The following is a 19,097-nucleotide window of genomic DNA, read 5'->3' as shown; positions in this document are numbered from 1 at the left end:
TAATGAGCAATGATGGTAAGATAGAAGCAGTTGAAGTTTACAAGCTGAATGATTATACTATTCAAGTCAAAGTGGAATGATGAAAAGGACGTGTCAAAATGAAGCAAGAGACACCGATAACACTCCATGTGAAGTCTGTGATCGAGGATGACGGAAATGAGGAAGTCATCGAATTCCGTACTACCGGATTTTACTATGTAAAACAACAAAAAGTGTATCTATCTTATTATGAAGAACACGACCTAGGCAAAGTAAAAACGATTGTGAAGGTGAGCGAAGGCGAAGTCCTGATCATGAGGTCAGGCGCTGTTAAAATGAATCAGCGTTTCATAACGGGAGCTTCCACAATTGCGAAATATAAAATGTCATTTGGTGAGCTTGAGCTGGAAACAAGCACAAAATCGATTCAATCTGATCTCGGTGAAGAAAAAGGCCGAATCAGCATCGCATATGACATGCATGTCGGAGACGAGCAGCAGCATTTACATAATATGACGATCACGTATGAGGGAGGAACTCACGCATGAACATTGCGGAACAAATGAAGGACGTGCTGAAGGAAGAAATCAAAGCGGCCGTTCTGAAAGCGGGCCTGGCGGAAGAAAGCCAGATTCCGAGCGTACTGTTAGAAACACCGAAAGACAAAACACATGGTGACTATTCGACAAACATGGCGATGCAGCTGGCGAGAATCGCAAAAAAAGCGCCGCGCCAAATCGCCGAGGAGATCGTGGCGTCATTTGATAAAGGCAAGGCTTCCATTGAAAAGATGGATATTGCGGGACCGGGCTTTATCAACTTTTACATGAACAACAGCTACTTAACAAAACTGATTCCGTCCGTGCTTGAAGCGGGTGAACATTACGGTGAGACAAACGTCGGACAGGGCGAAAAGATTCAGGTTGAATTCGTGTCCGCCAACCCGACGGGAGATCTTCACTTAGGCCATGCACGCGGCGCGGCGGTAGGTGACGCGCTGTGCAGCGTGCTTTCTAAAGCGGGCTATGATGTGAGCCGCGAATACTATATAAATGATGCGGGCAACCAGATTAACAATCTGGCGCTTTCCGTTGAAGTCCGTTATTTTGAAGCGCTCGGTCTCGAAAAACCGATGCCGGAAGACGGCTACCGCGGTGAAGATATTATCGCTATCGGGAAAAAGCTTGCCGAAGATTTCGGCGACCGCTTCGTACATGAAGAGGAGAGCGAACGCCGGGCATTTTTCCGTGAATACGGCTTAAAGTACGAGCTTGATAAACTCCGCTCCGACCTGGAGAATTTCCGCGTGCCGTTTGACGTATGGTATTCTGAAACGTCACTATATGAAAACGGAAAAATTGATCAGGCGCTCGAGGCGCTTCGCGAAAAGGGCCATGTATACGAAGAGGACGGCGCGACATGGTTCCGTTCCACAACGTTCGGCGACGACAAAGACCGCGTGCTGATCAAAAAAGACGGCTCATACACTTATCTGCTGCCGGATATCGCATACCATAAAGACAAACTTGACCGCGGATTCGACAAGCTCATCAATGTATGGGGCGCGGATCACCACGGCTATATTCCGCGTATGAAAGCGGCAATTGAAGCGCTCGGTTACAAAAAAGGCACATTGGAAGTTGAAATCATTCAGCTCGTTCATTTATATAAAGACGGCGAAAAAATGAAGATGAGCAAACGTACGGGGAAAGCCGTCACGATGCGTGATCTGATTGAAGAGGTCGGTCTTGACGCGGTCCGTTATTTCTTTGCGATGCGCAGCGCTGATACGCATATGGATTTTGACTTGGACCTTGCCGTATCGACATCTAACGAAAACCCTGTGTATTACGCGCAATATGCACATGCCCGTATTTGCAGCATGCTTCGCCAAGGGGAGGAGCAAGGACTTAAACCAGCGGCGGATCTTGATTTCAGCCATATTCAATCAGAAAAAGAATATGACTTGCTGAAAACAATCGGCGGCTTCCCTGAGGCAGTGGCAGAAGCGGCGGAAAAACGAATCCCGCACCGTGTCACAAACTATATTTATGATCTGGCTTCCGCTCTGCACAGTTTCTACAATGCGGAGAAAGTCATCGATCCGGAAAATGAAGAGAAGAGCCGCGCGCGCCTCGCTTTAATGAAAGCGACGCAAATTACGCTGAACAACGCGCTTCAGCTGATCGGGGTATCGGCTCCGGAAAAAATGTAACCATTCATGAAAGGACAAAGTCTTCGGGCTTTGTCCTTTTTTTGTATATAAAACGTGTGATGTACTTCACAATCCCGCACACCGAGTTTTTGTATGATAAGACTGATATTGAATCAGTGAAAGGGGCAAGCCGAATGATCAATCGTCAACATATTCAATTATCGTTGCAGTCATTAAGCTTAGTGGCAGGGTTTATGGTGTGGGTGCTGATTTCATCGCTCATTTCCCAAATGACATCAGATATTCATTTAACCAAAGGCGAGATTTCATTGGTGACGGCGATTCCCGTTATTCTCGGATCGCTTCTCCGCATTCCTTTAGGGTATTTAACGAACAGGTACGGGGCGCGGCTGATGTTTATGATCAGCTTCATCCTGCTTTTGTTTCCCGTGTTTTGGATCAGTATCGCGGATTCTTTGTTTGATTTAATCGCGGGCGGCTTTTTCTTAGGGATCGGAGGAGCGGTATTCTCAATCGGAGTGACGTCGCTTCCGAAATATTATCCGAAAGAAAAGCACGGTGCCGTCAATGGGATTTACGGTGCCGGAAACATTGGAACCGCCATTACCACTTTTGCGGCGCCGGTTATCGCTCAGGCCGCGGGATGGAAAGCAACCGTGCAGATGTATCTCGTTTTGCTGGCTGTTTTCGCATTACTGCATGTTTTGTTCGGCGACCGGCATGAGAAGAAGGTCAAAGTTTCCGTAAAAACCCAAATCAAAGCCGTTTACCGAAATCATGTACTGTGGTTTTTGAGCATGTTTTATTTTATTACGTTTGGCGCCTTTGTCGCCTTTACCATCTATCTGCCGAACTTTTTGGTTGAGCACTTCAGGCTGAGCCCCGCGGATGCAGGTCTGCGGACGGCCGGCTTTATTGCGGTCTCTACACTGCTCAGGCCCGCGGGAGGATTTCTTGCCGATAAAATGAACCCGCTCCGCATTTTGATGTTCGTTTTCGCAGGGCTTACGCTGTCAGGCGTTATGCTGTCTTTCTCGCCGGCGATCGGCCTCTATGCGTTCGGATCACTGACGGTGGCAGTCTGCTCAGGGATTGGAAACGGGACTGTTTTTAAACTGGTGCCTTTCTATTTTTCGAAGCAGGCGGGTATTGCAAATGGTATTGTGTCTGCTATGGGCGGGCTGGGCGGTTTTTTCCCTCCGCTGATTCTGGCAAGTGTATTTCAGGCAACGGGCCAATACGCGATCGGGTTTATGGCGCTTTCAGAGGTTGCGTTAGCCAGCTTTGTCCTTGTGATCTGGCTGTATTGGCAGGAAAGAATGAAAACACATACGGAGAGAAACAGTCAGAGCCTCAATTCATAATGATCCATTCACAAGATTGTTAGTTTTTTCTGGGTGAGTGCAAATCAAGTCACGTTACAATATACATACGCAACGTGACTTTCTTCGAGGTGAGCTCATGAATATTCTCTCTGTCCGAAAATCTGATAAAGAACTTCTTTCCCGTGAACTGCATGAATTGCTGGAATCAATCAGCACGAAAAAGAAAATGAAAAAACACACCTATTTGTTTCAAGAAGGAATGGATGCAGAAGAGCTTTATCTGATTCAATCAGGGCTCATTGAAATCGGCAAGCTGACGTCTGACGGAAAAGACCTGACACTTAGAATCTGCCAGAAACACGATATTGTCGGGGAACTGACACTGTTCACAGAAGAGCCGAGGTATATGCTCAGTGCAAAAGTGTTAGAGGACGGGGAGGTGCTCGTCATTAATAAAAACAAGCTGGAAAAGGAATTGATTCAAAACGGTAATTTGACGTTTGAATTTATGAAATGGATGAGCACCCATCTGCGAAAAATCCAGTCTAAGATCAGGGATCTGCTTCTTCACGGCAAAAAAGGGGCGCTCTATTCCACCCTTATCCGTCTGTCAAACAGCTACGGGGTGGAACGAAGCGACGGGATTCTGATTAACATTGTGCTGACAAATCAGGATTTGGCAAAGTTTTGCGCGGCGGCACGGGAAAGTGTCAACCGCATGCTGGGAGATCTGCGCAAACAAGGGGTTATTTCGATAGACGAAACCGGAAAAATTATTTTGCACAAGCGGGACTATTTACGATGTGAAATCGAGTGTGAAAACTGTCCGCTGGAGATTTGCAATATTGACTGAAAAAACAAGGACAGCCGGTGTCCTTGTTTTTTCAATTTGTGATACATATACACATGACGGCGAAAAAGAAGCCGGCATTCACGATTTCCAAAATACCGATCGTTTTCGCGGGCCAATTTCTCCCGTGAAAAAACCACGCCCGCAAACTGCTGGGGATAAAAGCGAGAAATGCCCAGCCTGCTCCGAGAAGAGCGGATAAAAAGGGGAGCAACAGGTGATAACCCCATGACCAGTATGCAAATCCTCTGTTTTTTTTCTCCCGGATGACCGACTTCACATAAAAGGAACTTCCAATAAAAAATAGAGCAGATTGAGAGAGAATGAACCAAGCCCAGCCGTCAAGAGCCCCCGTTCCCAGCCAGCAGCTCGCAAGCCCGCCTGAACAAAAGAACAAAACTCCCGCCATATCATTCACGAGTGCCCGTTCGTTTTTTCGGCGGGCATAATGCATATGGATAAGAAACAGCGGCAATAAAGCAAGGCCGACCCAGACGAGCTGCGGTTTATGATAGATAGAAATGATCAAAAAGCAGCATGCCGGAAAACCGTAAATATATATCCACTTTTGATAGGGTTTGAGCCGTTTCTTTTTTAAGGCAAGCGAAACGGGATAAACCGTTAAGTAAAGGAAAAGCCAGCCCAGAAAGAGCGGAATATGCCAGAAAACCGGGCCTCCCTTGACTGTGCCGAGTAAAAACGGAATCAGCAGCATCGCCCATGCGCCGTGCTGATTCGGAATCATCACCTTCATCGAAATCCTCCTTTTGTATGTCATTATAAATGCAGGCATCCTCCTGAGAAGTGATATTCATCATACAAGCTGTGAAATACATCACTGACGCACAGGCTCAATCGGGCTACACTAAAGCTATCATCAGCACAGGAGGCTTTCCTATGAATCAGTGTGACTACTTATTATTTCTGAAACAACTTCCTATGTTTAACGAAGTGCCCCTGTCCATTGTCGAAACTTTGCTGAAAAACGGGACGTTTATCAGCGGCTCATCTGATCAGTCTCCATCCTTTCTTCATTCACAATCCGTTTATGTTGTATTAAAAGGCAGTATCCGTTTTAAGGACAGCAGGCTGCCTGAAGGATCGCAAACCGTTGCGCTGTGGGAAAAAGGCGATGTGTTACCGATTGATGAAAAAGGCGGGCATTCTTTATCGCCTTTTATCTCAGTCAATGCCTCACCGGACATTCTGGCACTGCATATTCCATATTCCGTTTTTAAGCAGATGATGTCTTACCATCCGCGGCTGCAAATGAATTTTTTGGTGATGCTTCAGCAAAATGTCTTTTGTTCCTATCAGTTGTTTTTGAGGTATCTGCATACATCACGCGATGAAAACGCCGAGCCCGGTTCTTAAATAGAGCCGGTTTTTTTCTTTGAAAGAAAACGTCCTGCTATGAACGCCGCCGTCTTTCCTGCTCCTTTGTGTGAACGTTTTGTGAAAAAAGCGGAGTGTGTGACATAGTTCACAAGGAAATACGCTCTCTCTGTTTATAGTGTACGTAGCATCACCTGACTCGGAAGGAGTGAATGATCATGAAGAAAAAGAAAATGAGTCCGCTGTTCAGGAGATTAAACTATTTTTCTCCTATTGAACATCATTCAAATAAACATAGCCAAACCACTAGCGAAGATCGTGATTGGGAGAATGTATACAGAAACAGATGGCAGTACGACAAAGTCGTTCGCTCCACCCACGGCGTCAACTGTACGGGTTCTTGCAGCTGGAATATTTACGTGAAAAACGGAATTGTCACGTGGGAAGGACAAAACTTGAATTATCCATCAACAGGCCCGGATATGCCTGATTTCGAACCGAGAGGCTGTCCGCGGGGCGCCAGTTTTTCGTGGTACATCTACAGCCCGCTCCGTGTGAAATATCCGTACGTGCGCGGTGTGCTGATCAATTTGTGGCGGGAAGCACTGCAGGCGCATCAAAATCCGATTGATGCCTGGAAATCAATCGTTGAAAATCCTGAAAAAGCGAAGTCTTATAAACAGGCAAGAGGAAAAGGCGGGTTTGTGCGCGCTGAATGGCCGGAGGTGCTGAAGCTGATTTCAGCCTCTCTGCTGTATACAGTCATGAAATACGGGCCTGACCGGAATGTCGGCTTTTCACCGATTCCGGCGATGTCCATGATCAGCCACGCATCAGGTTCGCGATTCATGTCGTTAATCGGCGGCCCTATGCTCAGTTTCTATGACTGGTATGCGGATCTTCCGCCGGCGTCCCCGCAAATTTGGGGCGACCAGACGGACGTTCCGGAAAGCAGTGATTGGTACAATTCCGGCTATATCATCACATGGGGTTCAAACGTTCCGTTAACGAGAACGCCTGACGCACATTTTTTGGCGGAAGCCCGCTATAAAGGCGCTAAGGTCATTTCGATCAGTCCGGATTTTGCGGAATCCTCAAAGTTCGCCGATGACTGGCTCAGTATCCGCCAAGGTACTGACGGGGCGCTTGCGATGGCTATGGGGCATGTCATTTTGCAGGAATTTTACGTGAATCAAGAGACGGAGCGGTTTATCAAGTATGCGAAGCAATACACGGATTTTCCATTCCTCGTCACCCTGTCAAAAGAAAACGGCGTATACACAGCGGGGCGGTTTCTGCATGCGAAGGACATCGGGCGGCAGACAAAGCATGATCAATGGAAGCCTGCAGTCTGGAATGAACAGACAGGCGCTCTTGCCATACCGCAAGGAACAATGGGCTCCCGCTGGGACGGTTTGCAGAAATGGAACCTGCACATGATCGATGAAAACACCGGGGAACAGATCGAGCCCCGTCTCTCTGTGCTTGGAATGGAGGACGAAATCGGCTCGGTGCGCATTCCGTATTTTTCAAATGACGGAAACGAAGTGCTCAAGCGGGATCTTCCTATTAAAAAACTGGACCTGAACGGCGAAGAGGTATGTGTCACGACCGTGTTTGACTTGATATTGGCCAATTACGGCGTGAACCGGGGCATCGGTCAGCAATCAGCCGTATCCTATGATGATCCTCGTCCGTTTACACCTGCCTGGCAGGAACAGATCACAGGAATTAAAAGAGAAGCCGTCATTCAGATTGCGAGAGAGTTTGCTCAAAATGCGATTGATACTGACGGCAGATCCATGATTATCGTCGGAGCGGGGATTAACCACTGGTTCAATTCCGACACAATCTACCGCGCGGTGTTAAATCTTGTTTTACTCGTAGGCGCTCAAGGCGTAAACGGCGGAGGCTGGGCTCATTATGTCGGTCAGGAAAAGCTCCGTCCTGCTGAAGGGTGGCAGACGATCGCAAATGCAAAGGACTGGGAAGGCGTGCCTAAGCTGCAAAACGGCACCTCATTTTTTTACTTTGCGACAGACCAGTGGCGTTATGAAGACCAGCCGATCAGTGACTTGGCTTCACCGATCGCTTCGTCATCCCGCTACAAGCATCACGCCGATTACAATGTGCTAGCGGCACGATTAGGGTGGCTGCCGTCCTACCCGACTTTCGATAAAAACGGCATTGACCTGTACAAAAAAGCTGAAAAAGCGGGGGCGGCGACACCTGAAGACGTTAGTGCGTACGTAGCCTCACAGCTTCAGGACAAAAAGCTGAAATTCGCGATTGAAGATCCAGACAATGAAGCCAATTTCCCAAGGAATCTCTTCGTATGGCGGGCCAATCTGATCTCAAGCTCAGGAAAAGGGCATGAATATTTTCTCAAGCATTTGCTGGGAACGACGAACGGTTTGATGAATGATGACAGCGACAGCATCCGCCCTGAAGAAATCAAATGGCGGGAGCAGGCGCCGGAAGGCAAGCTCGACTTGTTAATCAACCTTGATTTTCGAATGGCGGGTACGGCGCTGTATTCCGATATCGTGCTGCCGGCGGCGACATGGTATGAAAAACACGATCTCAGCAGCACGGATATGCACCCGTTCATCCATCCTTTTGCTCCGGCCATCTCAGCTCCGTGGGAATCGAGATCAGACTGGGATATTTTCAAAGCACTTTCAAAAAGCGTTTCCGATCTTGCGGAAGAAATCGAGCTGGGGCCGGTGAAAGAAGTGGTTGCGACGCCGCTCCTCCACGACACGATGCAGGAGCTGGCCCAGCCGTTCGGCAAAATCAATGACTGGAGCAGGGGCGAATGTGAAGCCATTCCGGGAAAAACGATGCCGAACATCCAAGTCGTTGAACGGGATTACAAGCACATCTTTCATAAAATGACCGCGCTCGGACCTTACACCGGTTTAAAACCGAGCGGCACAAAAGGGATGAGCTGGTCGATAGCCGATGAATATGAATCACTCAAAAAGAGACTGGGAGAAATCACCTCGGACAGCGTCGCAAAGGGATGTCCGAATATAAGTGAAGCGAAGCAGGCGGCGGAAGCGATTTTAACCCTGTCGTCCACCTCCAATGGAAAAGTCGCCGTGAAAGCATGGGAATCACTTGAAAACATCACCAATCTGGAGCTGAAAGATCTGGCGGAAGAACGGGAGGAAGAATGCTTTACGTTCGAACAAATTACAGCCCAGCCGAAAACGGTCATCACCTCTCCGGCCTTTACCGGCTCAGAAAAAGGGGGACGCAGGTACTCGCCGTTTACGACAAACGTAGAAAAATTAATTCCGTGGCGGACACTGACCGGCAGACAATCTTATTATGTCGATCATGAACTGATGATGGAATTCGGTGAAACGATGGCGACATTTAAACCGATCCTCCAGCATCGCCCGTTTCTAAGCAAACGGCCTGACCAAGAGGGCAAAGAAATCGTCCTTAATTATTTGACGCCGCATAATAAATGGTCCGTCCACAGCATGTATTTTGATTCCCTGCCGATGCTGACGCTGTTCCGCGGCGGGCCGACCGTGTGGATGAATAAAGATGACGCAGCGGATACGGATATCAAAGACAACGATTGGATTGAATGCTTTAACCGAAACGGCGTTGTCGTGGCGAGAGCGGTTTTGTCTCACCGGATTCCTAAAGGAATGGCGTTTATGCACCATGCCCAGGACCGTCACATCAACGTGCCCGGCACAAAACTGACAAATAACCGCGGCGGCACCCATAACAGCCCGACAAGGATTCACGTTAAGCCGACACAGATGATCGGGGGCTATGCCCAGCTCAGCTACGGCTTTAATTATTACGGCCCGACGGGGAACCAGCGCGACCTGAATGTCGTCATCCGCAAGCTGAAGGAGGTCGATTGGCTTGAAGATTAAAGCGCAAATCGGGATGGTCATGAACTTGGATAAATGCATCGGCTGCCACACGTGCAGCGTCACCTGCAAAAACACGTGGACAAACCGTTCCGGTGCGGAATATATGTACTTCAATAACGTAGAAACAAAGCCGGGTATCGGCTACCCGAAGCAATGGGAGGACCAGGACAAATATAAAGGCGGCTGGACATTGAAAAAAGGGAAGCTTGAACTGAAATCCGGACCGAAAACAAGCCGGCTTGCAGGCCTTTTCTATAATCCGAATCAGCCGTCAATTGATGATTACTATGAACCTTGGAACTATGATTATGAAACATTAACAAACAGTCCGCAGAAAAAACACCAGCCTGTGGCACGGCCGAAATCGTCCCTGACGGGGGATTTCATGAATATTGAGTGGGGCCCGAACTGGGAGGATGATCTCGCGGGCAGCCATATTACAGGGCTTGAAGATCCAAACGTTCAAAAAATGGAGGAATCGATCAAAACGGAATTCGATGAGGTCTTTATGATGTACCTGCCGCGTATTTGCGAACACTGCATCAATCCGGCGTGCGTGTCATCCTGCCCGTCCGGCGCCATGTACAAACGCGAAGAAGACGGCATTGTGCTTGTGGATCAAAACGCGTGCCGTTCATGGAGATATTGCGTGTCATCCTGCCCTTATAAAAAAGTCTATTTTAACTGGCAGACGAACAAAGCGGAAAAGTGCACACTCTGCTTTCCGCGCTTGGAGGCGGGGCTGCCGACCATCTGCTCGGAGACGTGTGTCGGCAGAATCCGCTATCTCGGTGTCATGCTGTATGACGCCGACAAAGTCGAGGAAGCGGCATCTGTTGAAAATGAAAAGGATCTCTATCATTCCCAATTAGACGTTTTTCTCGATCCGAATGATCCCGAGATTGCCAAACAGGCAAAAGAACAAGGCATCCCGGCTGAATGGATAGAGGCGGCGCAGCAATCGCCGATCTACAAAATGATCATCGACTGGAAGATTGCGCTGCCGCTTCACCCTGAGTACCGCACACTGCCGATGGTTTGGTACATTCCGCCGCTGAGCCCGATTATGAATCTCTTTGAAGGAAAAGGCAGCGGGCAATCCGCGGAAGCTATTTTCCCGGCTATCGACCAAATGAGAATTCCGATTGACTATTTGGCGCAGCTGTTAACGGCTGGTGATACGGATCATATTCGGTCCACGTTAAAGAAAATGTCTGTCATGCGCCAATATATGAGAGCGGTCCAGACGAATAAATCCATCGACCCGGCATTGGTCTCCAGTGTCGGCCTAACAGAAAAGCAAATTAAAGACATGTATCGGCTGCTGGCGATCGCCAAATATGATGACCGCTTTGTGATTCCAAGCAGCCATCGGGAAGAAGTGTCTGATTTATACGCTGAACAAGGGAGCTGCGGCTTATCATTTTCAGGCGGCCCAGGCTCTTGTTTCTAACTTTTGATAAATGAGGTGGAACAAGATGAACACCATGGACCGGCAAATTGCGTTTTCTGCTCTTTCCTGTCTTCTCTCTTATCCTGATGAAGAATGGAGAGCTGAGCTTCCTGATTGGAAGTCTCTTATCCATGACATCACCAATCAGCAAATCCGTGAGAAATTGCTTCACTTTTTAGAGGCGGCAGCCGGATTTTCTCCGGAAGCGCTGATTGAACACTATGTCTATACGTTCGATTTCGGGAAAAAAACGAATATGTACGTCACCTACTTTAACTCAGGCGAACAAAGGGAACGCGGCATTGAATTGCTGCATTTAAAAAACACCTACCAGCAATCCGGTTTCCTGCCGACAGAGAAAGAACTGCCTGATTACCTGCCGCTGATGCTGGAATTTGCGGCGGCTGCGGAGACTGAAGCGGCGAGAAGCGTGTTTGAGAAATATCTGTCCAATGTGAGAGAGCTGGCATCCCGACTCGAAAAAAATGACAGCATATACGCCGGGCTCTTGCATGCCCTGCTGGCCGCGCTGGACATTCTCGGCGTGCGGGAAAGCATTGAAGAAAGGACTGTTCAGGCATGAGCGAGCGGGTCCTGTGGGGGATTATGCCGTACATTGTATTGACAATTTTTATCGGCGGGCATATTTACCGCTATCAGCATGACCAGTTTGGTTGGACGGCGAAATCAAGCGAGCTGTTAGAAAAGAAAAAACTCGCGGCTGGCAGCACACTTTTTCATTGGGGACTGCTGTGCGTTGTCGGCGGACATGTCATGGGAATTTTGATCCCGGAAGCCGTGTACACTTCCATCGGCATTTCAGAGCATATGTATCACAAAATAGCGATTGGCGCGGGACTGCCGGCGGGGATCGCGGCGTGTACCGGACTAGTGATCCTGACGTACAGAAGGCTGTTTGACAAAAGAATCCGCAAAACCAGCTCGCCATCGGATATCCTTACGCTCATCCTGCTTCTGTTCATGATGCTGTCAGGTGTTGCGGCCACGTTTCTCAACATTGATTCGAAAGGCTTTGATTACAGGGCGACAGTCGGGCCGTGGTTCAGGGAAATCGTTTTGTTCCGGCCTGATGCTTCTTTGATGGAGAGTGTTCCGCTATGGTTTAAGTTTCATATCATCATTGGGTATGTTGTTTTTATCCTCTGGCCGTTTACAAGATTGGTTCATGTGTTCAGCCTGCCGCTCAAGTATTTGACCCGCAGCTATGTTGTTTATCGGAAACGCTCATGAAAATCCCCCTTGCAAGAGGGGGATTTTCATGGTGAAAAAAATAAAAACATAAGATATTTTCTGCCAATGTAATGGCTGGGCGGCCGGGATTCCTGTTATGTTTGATGTGAAATAACATGAACAAAAGGAGAGTGAAGAATGAAGCGGGTTTTCTTCATTGTAGCTGCTTGTCTCATGACAAGCGCCGGCGTCCTGACACTCAGACATTCTCATATATTAACCGGCGGCACGGCCGGACTGTCACTAAGCCTGTCATATTTGTTTCAATCCTCGTTTTCCGTTATCTTCTTTCTGATTAATATCCCGTTTTATGTATTTTCCCTCATCAGAATGGGCATCAAATTCACTCTATCTACCGTTTTGGCAGTCACGGTGCTGACTATGTTTACAGGCGCAGATCACTGGCTCCCGCCGTTCTCTGTTTCACCGCTAGCCGGGGCGATTTGCGGAGGATCGCTGATCGGGTTCGGCCTGTCGCTCATGTTTTACCATCAGGCATCGCTCGGCGGCGCCAATATCCTCGCTTTATTTCTGCAAAAACGCTGCGGATGGAATCCGGGTGCGGTTAATTTCCTCTTCGATTTTGGCGTAGTGCTGGCCGGCATTTTCTCTGTCGGATTGCTGAGAGGAATCTTCTCCTTAGTGTCGATTGCGGTCACGGGCCTGATCATCGGCATGTTTAAAAATAAAATCAAAAACAGCAGCTCCCTCAGGCCGGCTTTGCTTCAACACCTCACGCCGGGTCAATCACAGGAAGCCTCATCGTAAGCCTTTCCGCTCGTTCGGAAAGGCTTTTTCATATGTTTACAGGCCGGAAAACAGAGGGTATAAAGAGATATCGGATCAGATGGGGGAGAGTCGGGATGCTGAAAAGGAGACTGGAATTTTGCTTTTTATATATGATGCTTGTCGGAGCATATGTCATATGGTTTTTTCCGGTTTCCAGGCTTGAGTTTTACGGCGGATTGCTTTGCTATGCAAGCATTATTTTGTTCAGCATTTATTCGTTAATCCTAGAAAACCGCACCTCGCAGCACACGCTGTTATGGATTCACATTCTTGTGTTTTTTCCGATCGCCGGGTACTTATTTTACCTTTTTTCCGGCCAGCTTTATGAAAAAGGCAAGCTGTTCAGGTCGAAACGGACATATAACCGGGAAAAGCTGAGGACGATATTTGATATGGAGCAAACTCCTGACTTGTCCGGATTGAAAGGAAATCAAAAACGTTTCTTTCAGTATTCAATCAAAGCGGCCCATATGAATATCAATACAAAAAGCAGGCTGACGGTGCTCAAAAACGGGGATGAAACATTCCCTGAGCTGTTTGAGGCGCTTCGGGCGGCAACGTCATTTATACATATTGAGTATTACATGTTCAAATCAGACATGCTCGGGCACAAGATGATGGAGATTATGATGGAAAAAGCCCGTGAAGGCGTGGAAGTGCGGTTTTTGTTCGACGCGGCCGGCAGCTTGAAGCTGGCCGGAAAAGACATTAAAAAACTGAAACAAGCGGGCGTGAATATCGTCCCGTTTCTGCCGCTGAAATACGGCTTTTTCAACCAGAAATTCAACTTCAGAAATCACCGCAAGATCGTGATCGTTGACGGGAAAACCGGTTTTGTCGGCGGGCTGAATGTCGGCAAGGAATATATCAGCAAAGACCGTAATGTCGGTTTTTGGCGTGACACCCATATGAAAGTCGAAGGAGAGATTGTTCAGACGCTCCACAGCATTTTTATGCTTGATTGGGAATACGTTTCGGATGAGGTGCTTATTGATCAGAAAGCATACAGCCGCCCGGTCCCTGCGGAAAGCGGCGGCATCTATCAAGTCGTTCCGACAGGCCCTGATATGAAGGAGAGGATGAGCGATCTGTATTATGCCATGATTGCGGCAGCCGAATCGTCTGTATGGATTGCGACGCCTTATTTCGTGCCGAATGAGCCGATCCGCACAGCGTTAAAGGAGGCAGCAGCCAGAGGCGTCCAGGTGCGTGTTATGGTGCCGGAAACCAATGACGGGTTTTTAACCCAGTACGCGACGAGATCGTATTTCCCCGAGCTTCTTCGCGAAGGAATCGAAGTCTATTCCTATCAAAAAGGCTTTATGCATCAAAAGGTGCTCATCACTGACGGAAACCTCGCTTCTGTCGGGACGGCGAATATGGACATGAGAAGTTTTCAGCTGAACTTTGAAGTCAATGTCTTTTTTACAGATCAGGCTGCGATCAAAGATCTTGAAGCGCATTATCTGGAAGATATGAAGGAGTCTGAGAAAATCAGCCCCGTCCGTTTCTATAAGCGCACATTATGGGAAAGAACGAAGGAATCCTTTGCGCGGTTATTTTCAGGCGTTTTATAAAAAGCGCTTTAAAAACGCCTTGTGTATAGTATAATTGAGAAATATTATCATTAAGAACGAGGCACAAGGAGGACGGAATCGTGCTGCGACAATTTTTTTCTTACTATAAACCGTACAAAAAGCTGTTTTTTCTCGACTTCTTTTCTGCCATTGCCGGCGGATTGATGGAGCTGAGTTTTCCTCTGATTGTCAATTACTTTATCGATACATTGCTCCCGGGCCGGGATTGGAGTCTGATTATTTTGACTTCCGCTGCTTTATTCGGGGTCTACGCCCTCAGCTCGGCACTTCAGTATGTTGTGACGTATTGGGGCCATATGCTCGGCATTAACATTGAAACCGATATGCGGAAAAAGCTTTTTGACCATCTGCAAAAGCTTTCCTTCAAATTTTACGATAACAACAAAACGGGCAGTTTAATGTCCAAGCTCACCAATGATTTGATGTATATCGGAGAAACCGCCCACCACGGGCCCGAAGATCTTTTTATCGCCATCATGACGATTTTGGGCGCGTTCGGCGTCATGCTGTTCATTAACTGGCAGCTCGCGCTGTTGACGTTTATCATCATGCCGGTCGTCATTTGGCTCGCTCTGTATTTCAATAAAAAAATGACCTCTGCATTTACAAAACTGAACAAAGACGTCGGGGATTTCAGCGCGAGGGTCGAAAACAATATCGGCGGCATCCGCCTTGTCCAGGCTTTCAGTAATGAAGCGTTTGAACAGCAGCGGTTTGACGTGAACAATCAGCGGTTCCGCAAAACAAAACTGACGTCATATAAAATCATGGCGAAAAACGGCTCAATCAGTTACATGCTGACAAGGTTTGTCACGCTGTTCGTCCTGTTGTGCGGCACATGGTTTGTCATCCGCGGATCATTATCCTACGGGGAATTCGTCGCTTTCGTGCTGCTGACGAACGTTCTCTTCCGTCCGATTGATAAAATCAACGCGATTATTGAGATGTACCCGCGGGGCATTGCCGGTTTTAAAAGCTTTATGGAAATCCTTGAAACGGAGCCTGACATCAAGGATGCCCCGAATGCGAAACATGTGTCCGGTTTAAAAGGGAATATCCGCTATGATCATGTGTCATTCGGCTATGAAGAAAACAATCAGGTGCTGTCCGGCATTAATTTGTCCATTCAAGCGGGGGAGACGGTCGCATTTGTCGGGCCTTCGGGAGCGGGGAAATCAACGCTGACAAGTCTGCTGCCGCGTTTTTATGAACCGTCTGAAGGTGCGATTTCCATCGACGGAATCGATATTAAAGACATGACGCTGTCATCTCTGCGCGGACAAATCGGCGTCGTCCAGCAGGATGTCTTTCTGTTTTCCGGCACATTGCGGGAAAACATTGCTTACGGCCGGCTGGACGCGTCCGAGGAAGAAATCTGGCAGGCCGTCCGCCAGGCGCATTTAGAGGATTTGGTAAACGGGTATCCTGCCGGTTTAGACACGGTGATCGGCGAACGCGGAGTGAAGCTGTCAGGCGGACAGAAGCAGCGGCTTTCCATCGCCAGAATGTTTTTGAAAAACCCGCCGATCTTAATTTTGGATGAGGCTACATCGGCCCTCGATACAGAGACAGAAGCCGCCATTCAAAAATCGCTGCAAGAGCTGTCAGAAGGACGCACGACACTTGTGATCGCCCATCGGCTGGCTACGGTTAAGGATGCGGACCGGATCGTCGTCGTCACGAAAGAAGGCATCGCCGAACAAGGACACCACAAGGAACTGCTGGCATCCGGCGGCATGTACCAAAGACTCCATCAGGCGCAATTCGGCGAACTGATTCATTAATATAGACGAACGGGGGCCGAGGCGCCTCCTGTCTATCCTTTTTTATGTAGTCCGTATTTAATGGGCTTCTTTTTGCGCAGGTTCGATGATATGTTTGAAACGGTCAATGAGCTGCACCGCTTTCTTTCCTTCCACTACAATTAAATATTCTTGTTCTTTATGCGCCATTCTGAACGTTTCCAGTTCGATGATGTCTTTGATTTTGCACATCGTTTTTTTAGAGTAGATATACAGCTCGTGGCCTCCCGTGTGGCAAAGCTGATAAAGCTGAAGCATGTTTCGTAAAGTGAACTTCTTAGCGGCTATTTTCAAAGATGTTATATTTTTCATATGTATTCTCCTCCGTCTGATGATCTGTTATTTCGGAAATTCCCCATATAAACCGGTGATAAACCTGGTTATGCTTTCCACCTCAGCACGCCTCCCGCCAGGCGTTTGACTCCGCGGATAGCGCTTAACTCTTCGACGAGCCGAAGCAGCGCCCGGTCTTTCTCTTTCGCTTCAATCATAAAGTCGATGTCCGTCTCCCATTGTCTGAACCGCTCCAGCACCGGCAGAATAAAATTCGCATCCACATAGTCCGCATGACTGCGTATGGCTGATTCTGATTTTGGCGAGGAGAGGTGGACCTTCGGCTTTAAGCCGATCCGCTGCCATGTTTTCATCATCCGCGGGAGAATGTCATCTAAATCAGCGTCATCGGTCGGATTGGTGTAAAAATGATGATAATCAAACACAAACGGAATGCCCTCTTGTTCACATACACTGAGTGTTTCTTCAGATGTATACGTTTTATCATCGTTTTCCAAAGTCATCCGCTGTTTGATGACATCGGGGAGTTCTTTCAGATTCATGCCGAAACGGTCAAGCGCGCTTTGTTTGTCGCCATAAGCGCCTCCGATATGAATGTTAATGACGGAGCGGTCCGCGATGCCCATGGCGTCCAGCATGTCATAATGATAGGCCATATCCTTGACCGCATTAGCGGTAATTTCCCGTTTCGGGCTTGTGAAAAGGGTGAATTGGTTCGGGTGAAAGCTCGTTCTGAGATCATATTTTCTGACCAGCCCGCCGATCTCACGGAACTCCTGGCGAAACGGCGTGACAAAATCCCACAGTACATCCGGGTGCGTGGCGAGCGGCACAATCGAGCTTGAGAACCTGTACAAAGGGATGCCGTGTCCGACCGCATAGTGGAGGGTGCGCAGCGTATTGGTCAGATTTGCTTTCGTCACAGAAAGCAGCGCCTCTTTCCGCTCGCCGGGTGAAAGTTTTGTATAGCGCGCATAGGTTAAGGTTTTGGCGGGGGATGCGTCCCAAAGGCACATGGCGTTTGAAACGAAACCGAATCTGAACAGCATATGTTTTCTCCTTTATAAAAAATAAGATATGGCTTTTCCCAGCCATTCTGCAGGAAGCTGTCTGACGGAGCGCTGTTTCACTTTTTCTAATGTGAGAAGCTCGGATTTTTCGATGTCCTGCTTTATGGTTGAGAGCACTTCTTCTGTAAAGGCCTCATCATTAATGATGACATTCACTTCTTCATTCAAGAACAGGCTCCGTTTATCAAAATTCGGCGTACCGATAATGCTGATGCGGTCGTCTATAATGAAGGCTTTGACGTGATAAAAGCCTTGATAATACCGGTAGATGAGACAGCCTGCTTTCAAAAGCTCGGGATAATAGGTAAAAGCCGTTTCCCGAACGAGCGGATGGTCTGACTTCATCGGCACGATCAAGGTGACTTTGACGCCTTTTCGGCAGGCTGCAATAAGCGCTGCCTGAAGTCTTTTGCTCGGTACATAATAAGGCGTGCCGATAATGATTTTTTTCTCCGCCTTAAGGATGCAGTTTTCATAATGCGATTCAAGCGAAAAACCGTCCGACGCATATGTCCTATGAGAGATATTCCCTTCCGGCAACGGCGGATAAACCTCGGGTGACTTGGGTGTTTTACCGGTGTTTCGTTTCAGGTCGCTTAAAAAAAGAGTCTGGAGATCCGCCGTGCCTTCGCCGGTCATCCGCAGATGATAATCCTCCCAGTTTCCGAACTTCGCTTTTTTGCCGAGATACTCTTCCGCGATGTTGAATCCGCCTACATAGCCGATTTTGCCGTCAATGACGGTTACTTTCCGGTGATTCCGTTTTTGCAGCTTGAAAAAAAGAAACGGAAATCCGGGTTTGTTCAGAAAATGAACATGAACGCCGGCTTTTTTCATCGTTTGAATAGAAGGCTTTTTCACTTGGCGGCTGCCCGCCCAGTCAAGCAGCAGATATACGGAGACGCCGGCCTGCGCCTTTTCTTTCAATAAATGAAACATATCATGGCAGACTTGGTCGTTCTTCATGATAAAAAACATCATATGAATAGAAGAGGCGGCTTGGCGGATATCGGCCGTCATTTGCTGCACCAGCTCGCCGCCGCAGTGAATGAGTCTGATATCACTCTTTTTCGGGTCAAAAACGGGCTCATACGCCTGTTTTTTGTACGCCGCCCTGCCAAGCAGCATATCAAGCAGCATAAGTGCGATTAAAATGATAAAAATGATAAGCAACACAACAAAGACCTTCATACCGACGCTCCTTTCCGAAGTATCCGTAGTGTGCCCTGAGAATGCGAATTTAATTATTGACTGAACACTCATTCATTAT

The 19,097-nt window shown here is 48.0% G+C and carries 16 protein-coding genes; 12 read left to right on the top strand and 4 right to left on the bottom strand.

Annotated features, from left to right (window positions below; genetic code table 11):
• The first annotated feature begins 98 nt into the window (after positions 1-98).
• The 4 genes from ABDB98_RS17740 to fnr all read left to right on the top strand — a co-directional run bounded on the left by ABDB98_RS17740 (position 99) and on the right by fnr (position 4,333).
• Positions 99-527, top strand: coding sequence for a DUF1934 domain-containing protein (locus tag ABDB98_RS17740; RefSeq protein WP_016937596.1), 429 nt, complete (start codon positions 99-101; stop codon positions 525-527).
• The gene (gene argS / locus ABDB98_RS17735; protein ID WP_438420844.1) at positions 524-2,194 is read left to right on the top strand and encodes an arginine--tRNA ligase; all 1,671 of its coding nucleotides are present in this window, start codon (positions 524-526) and stop codon (positions 2,192-2,194) included. Before ABDB98_RS17740 ends, argS begins: the two co-directional genes overlap by 4 nt.
• 134 nt (positions 2,195-2,328) lie before the next feature.
• Positions 2,329-3,519 (top strand): nitrate transporter NarK, encoded by a 1,191-nt coding sequence (gene narK / locus ABDB98_RS17730; RefSeq protein ID WP_438420843.1) that lies wholly within the window; start codon positions 2,329-2,331, stop codon positions 3,517-3,519.
• A gap of 97 nt (positions 3,520-3,616) precedes the next feature.
• A complete protein-coding gene (fnr, locus tag ABDB98_RS17725; protein ID WP_016937599.1) occupies positions 3,617-4,333 on the top strand; it encodes a fumarate/nitrate reduction transcriptional regulator Fnr in 717 nt (238 codons plus the stop codon).
• Between the two features lie 31 nt (positions 4,334-4,364).
• Here the strand turns inward: fnr and ABDB98_RS17720 are convergent, their stop codons facing one another.
• Positions 4,365-5,084, bottom strand: coding sequence for a YwiC-like family protein (locus ABDB98_RS17720; RefSeq protein ID WP_438420842.1), 720 nt, complete (start codon positions 5,082-5,084; stop codon positions 4,365-4,367).
• A gap of 143 nt (positions 5,085-5,227) precedes the next feature.
• Between ABDB98_RS17720 and ABDB98_RS17715 the strand changes: the two genes are divergently transcribed.
• The 8 genes from ABDB98_RS17715 (at position 5,228) to ABDB98_RS17680 (ending at position 16,445) form a co-directional block, all read left to right on the top strand.
• Positions 5,228-5,704, top strand: coding sequence for a Crp/Fnr family transcriptional regulator (locus ABDB98_RS17715; protein ID WP_438420841.1), 477 nt, complete (start codon positions 5,228-5,230; stop codon positions 5,702-5,704).
• Positions 5,705-5,883: 179 nt separating this feature from the next.
• Entirely contained in the window at positions 5,884-9,570 is a 3,687-nt protein-coding gene (locus ABDB98_RS17710) for a nitrate reductase subunit alpha (RefSeq protein WP_438420839.1), read from the top strand.
• Positions 9,560-11,023 carry a nitrate reductase subunit beta gene (gene narH, locus ABDB98_RS17705; protein WP_438420838.1) on the top strand — a complete coding sequence of 488 codons (1,464 nt, stop codon included), beginning with the start codon at positions 9,560-9,562 and terminating at the stop codon, positions 11,021-11,023. The genes ABDB98_RS17710 and narH overlap by 11 nt, the downstream gene beginning before the upstream one ends.
• Before the next feature lie 25 nt (positions 11,024-11,048).
• Positions 11,049-11,606, top strand: coding sequence for a nitrate reductase molybdenum cofactor assembly chaperone (gene narJ, locus ABDB98_RS17700; protein ID WP_438420837.1), 558 nt, complete (start codon positions 11,049-11,051; stop codon positions 11,604-11,606).
• Positions 11,603-12,274 carry a respiratory nitrate reductase subunit gamma gene (gene narI, locus ABDB98_RS17695; protein ID WP_438420836.1) on the top strand — a complete coding sequence of 224 codons (672 nt, stop codon included), beginning with the start codon at positions 11,603-11,605 and terminating at the stop codon, positions 12,272-12,274. The genes narJ and narI overlap by 4 nt, the downstream gene beginning before the upstream one ends.
• A gap of 138 nt (positions 12,275-12,412) precedes the next feature.
• Positions 12,413-13,042, top strand: a complete 630-nt coding sequence (locus ABDB98_RS17690; protein WP_438420835.1) for a YitT family protein — start codon at positions 12,413-12,415, stop codon at positions 13,040-13,042.
• A gap of 95 nt (positions 13,043-13,137) precedes the next feature.
• The gene (cls, locus tag ABDB98_RS17685; protein ID WP_438420834.1) at positions 13,138-14,640 is read left to right on the top strand and encodes a cardiolipin synthase; all 1,503 of its coding nucleotides are present in this window, start codon (positions 13,138-13,140) and stop codon (positions 14,638-14,640) included.
• Between the two features lie 80 nt (positions 14,641-14,720).
• Positions 14,721-16,445, top strand: coding sequence for an ABC transporter ATP-binding protein (locus ABDB98_RS17680; RefSeq protein WP_438420833.1), 1,725 nt, complete (start codon positions 14,721-14,723; stop codon positions 16,443-16,445).
• Positions 16,446-16,502: 57 nt separating this feature from the next.
• Here the strand turns inward: ABDB98_RS17680 and ABDB98_RS17675 are convergent, their stop codons facing one another.
• The 3 genes from ABDB98_RS17675 to cls (ABDB98_RS17665) form a co-directional block, all read right to left on the bottom strand.
• Positions 16,503-16,775, bottom strand: coding sequence for a hypothetical protein (locus ABDB98_RS17675; protein WP_007407620.1), 273 nt, complete (start codon positions 16,773-16,775; stop codon positions 16,503-16,505).
• Between the two features lie 68 nt (positions 16,776-16,843).
• Positions 16,844-17,806, bottom strand: a complete 963-nt coding sequence (uvsE, locus tag ABDB98_RS17670; protein ID WP_438420832.1) for a UV DNA damage repair endonuclease UvsE — start codon at positions 17,804-17,806, stop codon at positions 16,844-16,846.
• A gap of 12 nt (positions 17,807-17,818) precedes the next feature.
• The gene (gene cls, locus ABDB98_RS17665) at positions 17,819-19,018 is read right to left on the bottom strand and encodes a cardiolipin synthase (protein ID WP_438420831.1); all 1,200 of its coding nucleotides are present in this window, start codon (positions 19,016-19,018) and stop codon (positions 17,819-17,821) included.
• Between the last annotated feature and the right edge of the window lie 79 nt (positions 19,019-19,097).

The organism is Bacillus siamensis (assembly GCF_051628075.1).
Lineage (GTDB): Bacteria > Bacillota > Bacilli > Bacillales > Bacillaceae > Bacillus > Bacillus siamensis.
Note: the sequence above shows the minus strand (reverse complement) of the source record. Positions and strands in the feature narration are given on the sequence as shown.

Bases quoted from the DNA above. Each gene is read 5' to 3' on its own strand.
- cls (WP_438420831.1), bottom strand. From the start codon at position 19,018: ATGAAGGTCTTTGTTGTGTTGCTTATCATTTTTATCATTTTAATCGCA.
- cls (WP_438420834.1), top strand. From the start codon at position 13,138: ATGCTGAAAAGGAGACTGGAATTTTGCTTTTTATATATGATGCTTGTC.
- narJ (WP_438420837.1), top strand. From the start codon at position 11,049: ATGAACACCATGGACCGGCAAATTGCGTTTTCTGCTCTTTCCTGTCTT.
- argS (WP_438420844.1), top strand. From the start codon at position 524: ATGAACATTGCGGAACAAATGAAGGACGTGCTGAAGGAAGAAATCAAA.
- ABDB98_RS17675 (WP_007407620.1), bottom strand. From the start codon at position 16,775: ATGAAAAATATAACATCTTTGAAAATAGCCGCTAAGAAGTTCACTTTA.
- uvsE (WP_438420832.1), bottom strand. From the start codon at position 17,806: ATGCTGTTCAGATTCGGTTTCGTTTCAAACGCCATGTGCCTTTGGGAC.
- ABDB98_RS17740 (WP_016937596.1), top strand. From the start codon at position 99: ATGAAGCAAGAGACACCGATAACACTCCATGTGAAGTCTGTGATCGAG.
- ABDB98_RS17720 (WP_438420842.1), bottom strand. From the start codon at position 5,084: ATGAAGGTGATGATTCCGAATCAGCACGGCGCATGGGCGATGCTGCTG.
- ABDB98_RS17690 (WP_438420835.1), top strand. From the start codon at position 12,413: ATGAAGCGGGTTTTCTTCATTGTAGCTGCTTGTCTCATGACAAGCGCC.
- ABDB98_RS17710 (WP_438420839.1), top strand. From the start codon at position 5,884: ATGAAGAAAAAGAAAATGAGTCCGCTGTTCAGGAGATTAAACTATTTT.
- fnr (WP_016937599.1), top strand. From the start codon at position 3,617: ATGAATATTCTCTCTGTCCGAAAATCTGATAAAGAACTTCTTTCCCGT.
- narK (WP_438420843.1), top strand. From the start codon at position 2,329: ATGATCAATCGTCAACATATTCAATTATCGTTGCAGTCATTAAGCTTA.
- narI (WP_438420836.1), top strand. From the start codon at position 11,603: ATGAGCGAGCGGGTCCTGTGGGGGATTATGCCGTACATTGTATTGACA.
- ABDB98_RS17715 (WP_438420841.1), top strand. From the start codon at position 5,228: ATGAATCAGTGTGACTACTTATTATTTCTGAAACAACTTCCTATGTTT.